Origin of the sequence: Blattabacterium cuenoti (assembly GCF_014251635.1) — a bacterium.
In the GTDB taxonomy this organism is placed as follows: Bacteria; Bacteroidota; Bacteroidia; order Flavobacteriales; family Blattabacteriaceae; genus Blattabacterium; species Blattabacterium cuenoti_S.
On record NZ_CP059194.1, the window covers coordinates 449,616 to 462,881 of the forward strand.

At 25.0% G+C, this 13,266-nt stretch carries 12 protein-coding genes and 1 tRNA gene; 9 read left to right on the forward strand and 4 right to left on the reverse strand.

Features of this window, described 5'->3' with window-relative positions; translation table 11 throughout:
* The first annotated feature begins 58 nt into the window (after positions 1–58).
* Entirely contained in the window at positions 59–1,348 is a 1,290-nt protein-coding gene (locus tag H0H64_RS02220; protein ID WP_185857178.1) for an NAD(P)/FAD-dependent oxidoreductase, read from the forward strand.
* Here H0H64_RS02220 and H0H64_RS02225 read toward each other — a convergent pair.
* Together H0H64_RS02225 and H0H64_RS02230 are read right to left on the reverse strand one after the other, a co-directional pair.
* Entirely contained in the window at positions 1,341–2,135 is a 795-nt protein-coding gene (locus H0H64_RS02225; RefSeq protein ID WP_317168470.1) for a chorismate-binding protein, read from the reverse strand. The two genes, H0H64_RS02220 and H0H64_RS02225, sit on opposite strands and share 8 nt — an antisense overlap.
* 253 nt (positions 2,136–2,388) lie before the next feature.
* A complete protein-coding gene (locus H0H64_RS02230) occupies positions 2,389–2,829 on the reverse strand; it encodes a hotdog fold thioesterase (RefSeq protein WP_185857179.1) in 441 nt (146 codons plus the stop codon).
* 105 nt (positions 2,830–2,934) lie between these two features.
* On the opposite strand from H0H64_RS02230, the gene H0H64_RS02235 reads away from it, so the two are divergent.
* From H0H64_RS02235 to miaA, 7 genes are all read left to right on the forward strand, one after another.
* Complete coding sequence (locus tag H0H64_RS02235; protein ID WP_185857180.1) at positions 2,935–3,504, forward strand: isopentenyl-diphosphate Delta-isomerase; 570 nt, start codon at positions 2,935–2,937, stop codon at positions 3,502–3,504.
* Positions 3,470–3,883, forward strand: a complete 414-nt coding sequence (locus tag H0H64_RS02240; protein ID WP_185857181.1) for a 6-pyruvoyl trahydropterin synthase family protein — start codon at positions 3,470–3,472, stop codon at positions 3,881–3,883. The genes H0H64_RS02235 and H0H64_RS02240 overlap by 35 nt, the downstream gene beginning before the upstream one ends.
* Positions 3,867–4,988, forward strand: coding sequence for a glycine cleavage system aminomethyltransferase GcvT (gene gcvT, locus H0H64_RS02245; RefSeq protein WP_238784983.1), 1,122 nt, complete (start codon positions 3,867–3,869; stop codon positions 4,986–4,988). The genes H0H64_RS02240 and gcvT overlap by 17 nt, the downstream gene beginning before the upstream one ends.
* A 145-nt stretch (positions 4,989–5,133) precedes the next feature.
* Positions 5,134–6,381 carry an MATE family efflux transporter gene (locus H0H64_RS02250; protein ID WP_238785004.1) on the forward strand — a complete coding sequence of 416 codons (1,248 nt, stop codon included), beginning with the start codon at positions 5,134–5,136 and terminating at the stop codon, positions 6,379–6,381.
* Between the two features lie 99 nt (positions 6,382–6,480).
* On the forward strand, positions 6,481–8,133 hold the full coding sequence (locus tag H0H64_RS02255; RefSeq protein ID WP_185857183.1) for a DEAD/DEAH box helicase: 1,653 nt from the start codon (positions 6,481–6,483) through the stop codon (positions 8,131–8,133).
* A 14-nt stretch (positions 8,134–8,147) separates the two neighbouring features.
* Complete coding sequence (gene aroC, locus H0H64_RS02260; RefSeq protein ID WP_185857184.1) at positions 8,148–9,233, forward strand: chorismate synthase; 1,086 nt, start codon at positions 8,148–8,150, stop codon at positions 9,231–9,233.
* Positions 9,230–10,165 carry a tRNA (adenosine(37)-N6)-dimethylallyltransferase MiaA gene (miaA, locus tag H0H64_RS02265; RefSeq protein ID WP_185857615.1) on the forward strand — a complete coding sequence of 312 codons (936 nt, stop codon included), beginning with the start codon at positions 9,230–9,232 and terminating at the stop codon, positions 10,163–10,165. Before aroC ends, miaA begins: the two co-directional genes overlap by 4 nt.
* Here miaA and H0H64_RS02270 read toward each other — a convergent pair.
* Together H0H64_RS02270 and H0H64_RS02275 are read right to left on the reverse strand one after the other, a co-directional pair.
* A tRNA-Val gene (locus tag H0H64_RS02270) sits at positions 10,125–10,200 on the reverse strand. The two genes, miaA and H0H64_RS02270, sit on opposite strands and share 41 nt — an antisense overlap.
* Positions 10,201–10,222: 22 nt before the next feature.
* Positions 10,223–11,497: a bifunctional folylpolyglutamate synthase/dihydrofolate synthase gene (locus H0H64_RS02275; protein ID WP_185857185.1), complete on the reverse strand. Its 1,275-nt coding sequence runs from the start codon at positions 11,495–11,497 to the stop codon at positions 10,223–10,225.
* A gap of 70 nt (positions 11,498–11,567) precedes the next feature.
* On the opposite strand from H0H64_RS02275, the gene glnS reads away from it, so the two are divergent.
* On the forward strand, positions 11,568–13,262 hold the full coding sequence (gene glnS, locus H0H64_RS02280) for a glutamine--tRNA ligase (protein ID WP_185857186.1): 1,695 nt from the start codon (positions 11,568–11,570) through the stop codon (positions 13,260–13,262).
* Positions 13,263–13,266: the final 4 nt, after the last annotated feature.

The following is a 13,266-nucleotide window of genomic DNA, read 5'->3' on the forward strand; positions in this document are numbered from 1 at the left end:
AATTTATCAATTAAAATGAAAATATATATAAATTAGCTTATATGTCAAACTTTTGACTATGAATATACCAAAAGTAAATAATCTAAAAAGAGTCGTTATTATTGGTGCTGGATTTGCTGGATTACAAGTTGCAAAAAAATTAAGAAGAGATAAATTTCAAGTAGTTCTTATAGATAAAAATAATTATCATACTTTTCAGCCTTTATTGTATCAAGTCGCCACAGCAGGTTTAGAACCAGATTCTATAGCGCATTCCATTAGAAATATTATAAAAAAAACAAAAAACTTTTCTTTTAGATTAGCACTTGTTCATTATATCGATACAAAAAAACAAAAGATATATACAAATATAGGAGATTTATTCTATGATTATTTAATAATGGCAACAGGATCTGTTACCAATTATTTTGGTAATAAAAATATAGAATCTTTCGCTTTACCCATGAAATCTATTCCAGAAGCTTTAAATTTAAGAAGTCTTATTTTACAAGATTTTGAATCCGCTTTATTAACAAAAAATAATAAGGAAAAAGAAAGACTTATGACTTTTGTCATTGTAGGAGGAGGGCCTACTGGAGTAGAATTAGCTGGAGCTTTAGCTGAAATGAAAAGATACGTATTACCACATGATTATCCCGATTTAGATGTACGATATATGAATATTCACTTATTACAAGCTACTTCTAGATTATTAGATGGAATGTCTGAAAAATCAGCTAAACAAGCTTACAAAAATTTAAAAGAATTAGGTGTTATTATTTGGTTAAATTGTTTGGTTAAAGATTATAATGGAGAAATAGTACTTATAGAAAAAAATAAAAAAATAGAATCTTCTAACGTAATATGGGCCGCAGGAGTAAAAGGAGCTATTATAAAAGGTTTTTTAAAAGAAGATATAAAAGGAAATAGAATTTTAGTGGATAATTATCTTAAAGCCATAAGATATAAAAATGTTTTTGCAATTGGAGATGTGGCCTATATGAATGCAAACAAACATTATCCTAATGGTCACCCTATGACAGCTCAACCCGCTATACAACAAGGAAATTATTTAGCTAAAAATTTAAATTGTTTTTTAGATAAAAAAAATCCAAACATGAAACCTTTTATTTACAAAAATTTAGGTTCTATGGCTACCATAGGCCGAAATAAAGCAGTATGTGATTTTCCTTATTTAAAATTGAGAGGGTTCTTAGCATGGATTGTTTGGATGTTTGTTCATTTAGTTAGTTTAGTAGGATTTAGAAATCGAGCAATAGCTTTAACAAACTGGATTATTCAATACTTTCATTATAACAAAAGTGTCCGTCTAATAATCAGGCCATTTCATAGAAAAAAAATTATTTAAAAATAAGTTGAGAAAGAATATTTTTTATTTTATTTTCTGTTTCTACGTATTCTTGATGAACATTACTATCTATAGTAATTCCGCTTCCAGCGTATAAAATCATTTCTCTTTCTTTTATTTTTACACATCTTAAATTAAGGTATAATTCCATGTTGTTTTGATTAACGATTCCAATATATCCTGTATAAAAACTCCTTTTATAGTCCTCATTTTTATGAATAAAATCTAAAGATTTTTTTTTTGGATAACCGCATATAGAAGGAGTTGGATGCAAACGATCTAATATTTCATAATAATCAGGTTCATCATAAAAAGAAAAAGAAATTGGAGTTTCTAAATGTTGTAAATGGCCTATTTTTATAATTTTAGTATTTTCTATATGGATAGAGCCTTTATATAACTTTAATAAGTCAAAAATGTATTTTATTACAATTTGATGTTCTTTTATTTCTTTTTTAGTCCATTTATTAAACTCCCAAATAGTTCCTGCTAAAGCTGAGATTTTTAATCTTTTGTTACGAGATTTCATTAGTAATTCTGGAGTACACCCCATCCAAAATCCATGATGAAAATCGTACCAAAGACTAATCAAAGCATTGGAATAAGTATAAATCAATTTTATAAATGTATTTTTAAAGTAAAAATTCCGAAAAGGAATTTTTATCGATCTAGATAAAACAACTTTTTCAAAAAATCCTTTTTCTATATTTTTAACAGCTTTTCTTATTAAATTTTCATATTCGCAAGAATATGTTAAAAACGAAGAATTTTCATCCCAAGAAAAAATGTTATCTTTTTTTTTTTATAAAATTTTTGTATGTATGCGTAATAAATTTTTTTGGGGTATATTTTTATGGTATGATTTTGATTAAAATTTTTAATTAGGAAAAATTTTTCTACCCCTACTGCAGAATCATAGTGTGAATAAAAAAATACTTTATTATCGTAAGGTTTTCTAAAAATAACAAAATTATTATGATTATAATAATTTTTTATAATTTTTTTATATAAAGAAAAAATACTAATCTTTTTTGACATATTTATTTTTTGAGAATTATTATAACATTAGTTAGTTTACAAAAACTAATAATATTTTTTTTTTCATCGTAAACATGAACTTGAATAAAATGTAAAGTATTTCCTTTATGAAAAATTTGGGCTTTAGCAAATAAAATTCCTTTTTTTATGGATCTAACATGATTTGCAGAAATCTCAATACCAAAAACATTAAAATTATCTTTTTTTTCATTTTTAATATTTATAAAAGAAATAGAACTTCCAACACTTTCCGCTAAAATCATAGTAGCTCCTCCATGTAGATAACCAAAAGGTTGAAAAATATCATGATTTATAGGCATTTTTGCTATTAGTGTATCTAATTTAGGAGATAAAGAAATAAATTGAATTTGCATTTTGTTTATTAATGTATTTTTTTGTAAATCATTTAATTCATTTAATAATTTTTGAATTTTTTTTCTCATAACATACATAATAATAAAAAAATGAATGAAAAAAAATTTATTATGCAACTAATTTACATTATATTATTTTTTCAAAAAATCAAATCTAAAAATTAGTAAATAAATATGAAAAGAAAAAAACGATATGATAAAGATCTTATTCCTTTGATAGGAATAAAAAATAAGATTGTAGGATTTGAGGAAAAAGAAAAAATTCATATGGAAGGATTACTACATAGCGCGGTTTCTGTTTTTATTTTTAATCCAAAAAACGATTTAATGTTGCAAAAAAGATCTTCAAAAAAATATCATTCTTCTTTACTTTGGACTAATACTTGTTGCAGTCATCCTAAAAAAAATGAGTCTGTTTTAAAAGCTGCACATCGTTGTTTAATAGAAGAAATGGGTTTTGATTGTTTTCTAGAACAAAGATTTAGTTTTACTTACCATGAATTTTTAAGTAATGGTTTAATAGAAAATGAATTAGATCATGTTTTTATAGGATATTATGAAAAATCTCCAATTATAAATTTTAAAGAAGTGGATAATTGGAAATGGATTTCATTAAATGAATTAATTGAAAACATTCATATTTATCCAGATTCTTATACCATATGGTTAAAAATTATTGTTAAAAATTATTTAAATAAATTAAAATGTTATGATAGCTACTATAAGTCGAAAAGGGTATTTTAGTGCAGCTCATAGACTTTACAACAGTCATTGGACTTATCAAAAAAATATTGAAATTTTTGGAAAATGTGCACATTTAAACTATCACGGACATAATTACGAATATATTGTAAGTATTACAGGAGAGATAGATTCTGAAACAGGTTTTGTCTTCAATTTACAGAAATTAAAACATATTCTTTATGATGAAATAGAAATACTTTTTGATCATAAAAATATTAATTTAGATATTAAAGAATTTACATCAATCAATCCTACTATAGAGAATATTGTCATTTTCATGTGGAATCAAATAAATAAAAAAATATCTACTAACTTAAATTTAAAAGTAACTTTGTACGAAACGAAAAATAATTTTGTTGAATATGATGGAAAATTTTAAAAATATTATTAGAAAGACAATTTTATATGAGAATCACGTTCGTTTAGGAGCTAAAATAATTAATTATTCTGGATTTTACATGCCTCTTCAATATAGTTCTTCTTTAACGGAACATATGTATGTAAGAAATCATGCTGGAATTTTTGATGTAAGTCATATGGGAAAATTTATTTTAAAAGGGAAACATTCTGTAGATCTCATTCAATATTTGACCACAAATGACCTATCTAAAATAAAAATTGGACAAGCTCAATATACTTGCTTAATTAATGATAAAGGAGGGATTATAGACGATTTAGTTATTTATAAAATATCGGAAAAAAAATTTTTACTTATAGTTAATGCGGTTAATATTGAAAAAAATAAAAAATGGATAAATGATCATATAAAAAAATATGAATATTTCGATACAAAATTAATAGATACTTCTCTAGAATATTCTCTTTTAGCTATTCAAGGGCCATTGTCTTTATATTATACACAAAAATTAACGAATATTCCATTAAATAAAATTTCTTTTTATCATTTTGAAATAGGAGAATTTTCAGGAGTAAAAGATGTATTAATTTCTCGTACAGGATATACAGGATCTAAAGGAATAGAAATTTATGTTTCTAATAAAAATGCAGAAAAAATATGGAATGATATTTTAGAAGTCAATAAAGATAAAATAATTCCTTGTGGAATCGCAAGTAGAAATTCATTAAGATTAGAAATGGGATATCGTTTATATGGACAAGATATTTCCGAAGAAATAACTCCTATAGAAGCTAATTTATCTTGGGTGATTAAATTTGAAAAGGAATTTATAGCAAAAAAAATATTACAAAAACAAAAAAAAGAAGGAAATTATAAAAGGTTTATATCCTTTCTTGTAGAGGAAAAAAATAAAATTCCAAGACAAGGACATTTATTAATAGATGAAAAAGATACAACTATTGGTTATGTAACTTCCGGTGTTTACTCTCCAGTTCTAAAAAAAAGTATTGGATTAGGATATTTTTTAATAAATCATAAAAAAATAAATTCTGCATTTCTTTTTATAAGAAAGAAAAAAGTCCCTATTAAAACGGTTAAGCTCCCTTTTATAAGAACAAAAAGCTAAATCTTCGAAAGAAAAATAAAATGGGAATTTTATCAAAAAAAAAAACATAATATATTTAAAACATATTAAAAAAAATTTTTTGCTAGCTGTTCCTGTGTTTTTGACTCAATTAGGTGTAATATGTGTAGGGTTATCTGATAATGTAATGATAGGTTTTTTAGGGAAAAAAGCTTTGGCTTCAGTTTCATTAGCTAATGCGGTTTTTTTTATTATGATTATTTTTGGATTTGGAATATCTACAGCTATTTCTTCTTTAATCGCATCCATAGATGCAAAACAAGAATATAAAAAGGGAGCGATTATTTTCCATCATGGATTAGTTATAAATTTCTTTTTATCTGTATTTATGTATGCATTAATACATGTATTCTGTTATATTTTTCCTTATTTAGGTCAGCCTAAAGAAATATTAAATGAAACCATGTATTTTTTGAAAATAATATCAATTTCTTTTATCCCTTGGATGATATTCGAAGTTTTTAGAAAATTTTCAGAAGGGTTATCTTTAGTCTTTCCTAGTTTCATTATAACTTGGATATCTGCCTTTATTAACATAACATTAAATTATATATTTCTTCACGGAATATGTGGTATTCCAAAATTAGGTATTGTTGGGGTAGCTTATGCTACTTTAATATCCCGCACTACTATGCTTATAGGTATTTTTATTTTATTATATAAATATAAAAAGGTACATAATTATTATAGTCAATTAAAATATTTTTTTATAAATAAAAAATATATTATAAAAATATTGAAAATAGGAGTTCCTTCTGGATTACATATGTTATTTGAAATGAGTGCTTTTGCCATTTCTTCTTTTATATCAGGAAGATGTGGAATTAAAGTTTTAGCTGCTCATCAAATAGTTATTAGTTTAGTATCTTCTACTTTTCTTCTTAGCACAGGTTTTTCTGTAGCTGCTACAATTAGAATAGGAAACCAATTTGCTCTAAAAAATTATTTAGAGTTAATAAGGATTGGGAGATCCATTTTTTTTATGGGGATTATTTTTATGTTAATTTGTAGTTTTTCCTTCTTTTTATTGCGAAGTTATATCCCTTATATATATATAAAAAATGATCTTGAAGTAATTCAAATTGCTGAAAAAATGATTGTTGTTGCTAGTTTTTTTCAATTATCTGATGGATTACAAGGAATGATCCTAGGGGCATTAAGAGGGATGCAAGACGTTCATATCCCCATGTGGATTAGTTTTTTTTCTTATTGTATCATTGCTATACCTACAGCATGGTTTTTATCTATTAAAATGGGAGGAATAGGAGTATGGATCGGATTAGGATTTGGATTAACTATATCAGCTATATTACTTTTTATAAGATATCAAATAATAACTAAAGAACTTATAAAAAAAAATGCAATAAACCTTTAATATTCAAATATAATATTTATTATAGTTCGTATTTAAATATCTATATTTGTTGTGCAACATATGAAAAAAATTTCAATTTTACCATTTTTGTTATAAAATATGAAAACATTTCAAGAATACAATTTTTTTAACGATAATATAATTAAAGCTATAGAAGATATAGGGTTTAAATATCCAACTCCGATACAAGAGAAAGTGATCCCTTTTTTATTATCTTCAAAAAAAGATATTATAGCATTGGCCCAAACCGGAACAGGGAAAACAGCCGCTTTTGGACTTCCAATCATTCAAAAAATAAATTTTAAATCTACTTTTCCTCAAGCTTTAATTTTATGTCCTACAAGAGAATTGTGTATACAAATCACACGTGATCTTTGTACATTTTCAAAATTTTCATTATTTATAAAAATAGTTTCTTTGTATGGAGGAGCTAATATCAATTCTCAAATAAAATCTTTAAAAAATAAAACTCATATTATAGTAGGAACTCCGGGAAGAATTATAGATCTAATCAAGAGAAAAAAATTATACTTTAGTGAAATTCAATATTTAGTACTTGATGAAGCAGATGAAATGCTAAATATGGGATTTAAAGATGAATTAGATTATATAATAGAAAAATTACCAAATAAAAGACAAAGTCTTTTATTTTCGGCAACAATGTCTAAATATATAAACGTAATAGCTCATAAATATTTAATAGATCCTATAGAAATTGTCACAGGAAAAAAGAATATAGTTTCTGATGACGTTAAACACGTTTACTATATGATAGAAAGTTTGAATAAAAAATATTTAGCTTTGAAAAGAATTGTGGATATAAATCCTGATATTTATGGTATTATATTTTGTAGCACTAAAAAAGAAACTAAAGAAATAGCCGAATTTTTAATCAAAGATGGTTATAATGCTGATGCTTTATATGGAGATCTTTCACAAACACAACGTGAATCTGTTATGAATAGATTTAGAAACAAAAATTTACAATTTCTTGTAGCAACAGATGTTGCCGCTCGTGGATTAGATGTTCATAATATCACTCATGTTATAAATTATAATCTTCCAAAAGAAAGTGAAATTTATGTCCATAGAAGTGGACGTACTGGAAGGGCTGGAAATACAGGAATTTCTGTTTGTATTATTCAAACTAAAGAAATCAGAAATTTAAAAGAATTTGAAAAAAAAATTGGAAAAAGTTTTGACCGTTTTATGGTTCCTACTGGAGAAGAAATATGCGAAAAACAACTATTCTGTTTTATAGAAAAAGTAAAAAAAGCAGTTGTAGATGAAAAATTAATGAAAAAATTTATTCCTGAAATACAAAAAAATTTAGAATTATTTGATAAAAAAGAATTGATAAAACGTTTTTCCTGGATTAAATTTAATCATTTTATAAATTATTATAAAAACTCTAAAGATTTAAATCCGGTATCTTACTCTTATAAGTATAAGAATAACTATAATTACTTGTTTAATAAAAAAAGAACTTTTTCGAAAACAAAAAAATTAAAAAAAGAATCTTTTTCTAAACTTTTTTTAAATATAGGATTTAAAGATAATTTAACAAAATTAGGATTGATAAATTTAATTAACCAAGCAGTTAATAATTCACATATTAATATTGGTAATATAGAAATATTATCAAATTTTTCATTATTTGAAGTAGAAAAGCGTTATAGAAATAAAATATTAATAGGAATGAGTAGAATAAATCATCTAGGAAGACCACTTTCAATAGAAATTAAAAACTAAAACTTTTTTTCGTTATGGCAGGGAATATTTTTGGAAATTTATTTAGAGTTAGTACTTTTGGAGAAAGCCATGGAACAGCATTAGGTGGAATTATTGATGGATGTCCATCAGGAATAGAATTAAATTTGAAGGAAATTCAATATGAATTAAATAGAAGGAAACCTGGACAATCTTCTATAGTTTCTCAAAGAAATGAGCCCGATAAAGTTAACTTTTTATCTGGAATTTTTGAGAACAAAACCACCGGAACTCCTATTGGTTTTATTATTTATAACAAAGATCATAAATCGGATGATTATAATCATATTAAAGAAGTTTATCGTCCATCACATTCAGATTTAACATATGAAAAAAAATATGGAATAAGAGATTACAGAGGAGGAGGACGTTCTTCTGCAAGAGAAACTACATGTAGAGTAGTAGCTGGTGCTATTGCTAAACAATTAATAAAAGATATTAAGATCACATCTTATGTTTCTTCTGTGGGGGATATATCTATAAATAAATCTTATCAAGAATTAGATTTATCAAGGAAATCAATAGAAAATAATCCCATAAGATGCCCTGATCCAGATACTGCGGAAAAAATGATATATGAAATTAAAAAAATAAAAAATAAAGGAGATACAATAGGAGGTATCATTACTTGTGTAATAAAAAATATTCCAATAGGAATTGGAGAACCTGTTTTTGATAAATTACATGCTGAGCTAGGAAAAGCTATGCTTTCAATTAATGCGGTTAAAGGATTTGAATACGGAAGTGGATTTAGTGGAACTAAACTAACTGGTTCTCAACATAATGATTTATTTAAAAAAGATGGAACAACTAAAACAAATTTATCCGGAGGAATACAAGGAGGGATTTCGAATGGAATGGATATTTATTTTAGAATAGCGTTAAAACCTATTGCTACAATAATGCAAAAACAAAAAACTATAGATAAACATGGAAATTTTATCCTTATGGAAGGAAAAGGAAGACATGATCCCTGTGTTTTACCTCGTGCTATACCTATTGTAGAATCTATGAGCGCTTTAGTTTTAGCCGATTATTGGATGTATAGTAAATTATCTAAACATTCTTCAATCACAAATTGAATCAAAAATTTCTCATTTCTATTTTAGGTCCTACTTGTGTAGGGAAAACTTTTCTTTCCTTATTTTTAGCTGAAAAACTAAAAACTGAAATTTTATCTTGTGATTCTAGACAATTTTATAAGGAACTAAAAATAGGAACCTCTACCCCGACCCCAGAAGAGTTATCTCGTATTTCTCATCATTTTATCGGACATTTAAGTATTCATCATATTTACAATGCTAAATTATTTGAAATAGATTTTTTAAGAAAAATTGATGAATTATTCACTAAACATACTATATTGATTATGGTAGGAGGATCTAGTTTATATGAAAAAGCAGCAACAGAAGGATTATCTGAATTTCCTGAAATTCGTCTTGATATCAGAAATCATTTAATTTATTATTTTCAAAAAAAAGGAATTTCTTTTTTACAAAAGGAATTTATAAAATTCAAAAAATCAGGTGAATCAATAGATATTAATAATCCCAGACGATTGATTCGATATTTAGAAATCGTTCAATCTACAGGAAAAAGCCCTTCTTTTTTTTACAAAAAAAAAAAGAAAAGAGATTTTTTAATTTTAAAAATAGGATTAAAAATGCCAAGATATGAAATCTATTCTAGAATAAATAATAGAGTAAATGATATGATGAAAATAGGTTTATTAGATGAAGCGAAGCTCTATTATCATTATAGAAATTTAAATAGTTTGCAAACAATAGGATATAAAGAGATATTTGAATTTTTTTATAAAGGAAAAAAAGATTTGAATAATAGTATAGAAAAAATAAAAATAAACACTAGAAAATACGCAAAAAGACAATTAACATGGTACAAAAAAGACACCTCAATCATATGGTTTGATCCAAAAGAAAAAGAAAAGATATTAAATTTTATATTAAGAATAGTGGGCAATACTGGATTCGAACCAGTGACCCCCTGCTTGTAAAACAGATGCTCTAAACCAAACTGAGCTAATTGCCCCTATTTTTTTTATATTATTTAATCAAATGTAAGAAAAAAAACTCTTATAATATAACAAGACCTCAGATACAACAAATGTACTTCCACTTATTAAAATCAAATCATTTTTATTTGCTTTCTTTTTAGCAGATAAAAAAGCCTTTTTCACAGAAGGGAAAAAATTTATTTTATCACGATTCTTAAATAATTTATCAACTAATATTGTTAAATCATGAATAGAATATTTTCTATCTATATTAGGTTGACAAAAATAATAAAAAGATTCAATGGAAAAATATTTTAATAACTGGTCTACTTTTTTTTCTTTTACAAAACCTAAAACTAGGTGTAATCTTTCATATGATTCTTTTTTTAATTGTTCACAAATCATATATATCCCTTCTTCATTATGAGCTATATCACAAATGATTTTTGGATTTTTTTGTTGCAGGATGTGCCATCGACCTTTGAAATTAGTATTTTTTATCACATTTTTTAATCCTTTTTTTATTGATTGATTAGATACTGTGATATTTTTTCTATAATGTAAAATACTTATTATTTTTAATACTACACTTCGATTTAAATTCTGATAATCTGCTTTAAAAGGCATTTTATATTTAGAATCCTTTCTATTTTTTATAGAAAAATAAATTGGAGCATTTTTTTTGAAAGCTTCTTGAAGAAAAAAAAATCGGACATCTTTCGATATTTTTCTTCCTATTCCTATTATCACTGATACATTTTTTTTTATAATTCCAGCTTTTTCCGAAGCGATTTGTAATAGATGATTTCCAAGAGTTTCTGTATGATCTATGCTAATATTTGTAATAACAGATATTTCCGGATTTATCAAATTGGTAGAATCAAATCGTCCTCCCATCCCTACTTCTATAATTGCTATATTTACTTTTTTTTCTTTAAAATATTGAAAAGCTAAAGCTGTATTCATTTCAAAAAATGAAATATTTTCTTTTTCTATAAATTTTTTATTTTTATTTATAAAATCTACAATAAAATCTTCTTCAATCAAAATGCCATTACAGGTTATTCTTTCTCTAAAATCTATTAAATGAGGTGAAGTGAACAATCCTATTCTATATTTTTCTTCTTGTAAAATAGAAGATAACATATGTACTGTAGATCCTTTTCCATTTGTTCCACCTACATGTATACTTTTAAAAAAATCTTGAGGATTTCCTAAATAAGAACAAAAATTTTGTATTCTTTGTAACCCTGGATTATATGATCTCAATCCTGTTTTTTGATAGATTGGAAGACGTTTAAAAATCCATTGAACTGTTTCTCTATAATTCAAGTTCCAACTATTAAAAATAACATAGCAAAAATATATTTTTTTCAAAAAATTAATTATATTCGTAGTAAAATTGACTTCAAATTATTTTTCGGAAATAGAATCATATTTACATTTTATTGAAAAAATTATAGAGGAAGATATAAAAAATGGATTTCCTGTAAAAAAAATTAGATTCCGTTTTCCTCCTGAACCTAATGGGTTTCTTCATATTGGGCATGTCAAAGCTATATGTTTGAATTTTGAATTAAGCAAAAAATATAAATCTCCAATCAATTTAAGATTTGATGATACTAACCCTATAGGAGAAGACAGAAATTTTATAGATTCTATAAAAAAAGATATTATTTTTTTAGGTTTTCATTGGGACAATGAAAGTTATGCTTCAGATTATTTTCATAAACTTTATGAATGGGCTACAGAATTAATTAAAAAAAACAAAGCTTATGTAGATGATCAACCTAAAAACATCATCCAATTTCAAAGAAAAAATCCTTTTGAAATTGGAATTGATAGCCACTATAGAAATAGGTCTATAGAAGAAAATCTGTTACTATTCGAAAAAATGAAAAACGGATTTTTTAAAGAAGGATCTTGTGTTCTAAGAGCTAAAATTAATATGAGTTCTTCAAATATGAATATGCGAGATCCAATTATGTATAGAATTTTGCGAAAAAAACATCATAGAACTGGATACAAATGGTGTATTTATCCTACTTATGATTGGACACATGGTTTATGTGATTATATAGAACAAATATCTCATTCTTTATGTTCCTTGGAATTTGAAAATAGACGCCCGTTATATAATTGGTATTTAGATCAAATTTATACTGAAAAAAAAGATAAAATCAGACCAAAACAAATAGAATTTTCAAGATTAAATTTAAGTCATACTATAACCAGTAAAAGAAAAATTCAATATTTAATTGAAAAAAAAATTATTCAATCTTGGGATGATCCACGTATTTTAACAATATCTGGATTACGCCGTAAAGGATACACTTCTGTTGCTTTAAAAAATTTTATTCATAAAATAGGAATTACAAAAAGGAACAATATTATAGATATATCTTTTTTAGAATTTTGGATTAGAGAACATTTAAACAAAATAGCTTCCAGAGTTATGGTAGTATTACATCCAATTAAATTAATTATTGATAATTACTTAAATACGACTGAATGGATAGAAGCAGAAAATAATCCAGAAGATTCTAGTTTTGGAAATAGAAAGGTTCCTTTTTCCAAGTTTATATATATTGAAAAAGATGATTTTTTAGAAAAAGAAGAAAAAAATTTTTTTCGTCTTTGTATTGGAAAAGAAGTAAGACTTAAAAACGCTTATATCATAAAAGCAAATTCTATAATCAAAAATTATAAAGGAAAAATAAAGGAAATACATTGTACCTATGACCCAAAAAGTCAATCTGGAAAAAAGAGCAAAATTGAAAAAAAAGGAAGAGTAAAAAGTACTTTACACTGGGTGTCGATAAAACATTCTTTTCCCATAAAAGTTAATTTATATAACCCTCTTTTTCTAAAAAGAAATCCAGATATAGATTTTGATAAACATATTAATCCTAAATCAGAAGATAAAATTATGGGTTATGCGGAACCTTACTTAAAAAAAGCAAAAAAAGGAGATCATTTTCAATTTCAACGAGTTGGTTATTTTTATGTGGATAGTGATATTACAAATGATAAAAATCAAATTATATTCAATCAAACAGTATCTATAAAAAATAAATGGAAAAGAAAAAAACTCTAGTCAA

Bases quoted from the DNA above. Each gene is read 5' to 3' on its own strand.
- H0H64_RS02220 (WP_185857178.1), top strand. From the start codon at position 59: ATGAATATACCAAAAGTAAATAATCTAAAAAGAGTCGTTATTATTGGT.
- H0H64_RS02230 (WP_185857179.1), bottom strand. From the start codon at position 2,829: ATGAGAAAAAAAATTCAAAAATTATTAAATGAATTAAATGATTTACAA.
- H0H64_RS02235 (WP_185857180.1), top strand. From the start codon at position 2,935: ATGAAAAGAAAAAAACGATATGATAAAGATCTTATTCCTTTGATAGGA.
- H0H64_RS02240 (WP_185857181.1), top strand. From the start codon at position 3,470: ATGATAGCTACTATAAGTCGAAAAGGGTATTTTAGTGCAGCTCATAGA.
- gcvT (WP_238784983.1), top strand. From the start codon at position 3,867: ATGATGGAAAATTTTAAAAATATTATTAGAAAGACAATTTTATATGAG.
- H0H64_RS02250 (WP_238785004.1), top strand. From the start codon at position 5,134: ATGATAGGTTTTTTAGGGAAAAAAGCTTTGGCTTCAGTTTCATTAGCT.
- H0H64_RS02255 (WP_185857183.1), top strand. From the start codon at position 6,481: ATGAAAACATTTCAAGAATACAATTTTTTTAACGATAATATAATTAAA.
- aroC (WP_185857184.1), top strand. From the start codon at position 8,148: ATGGCAGGGAATATTTTTGGAAATTTATTTAGAGTTAGTACTTTTGGA.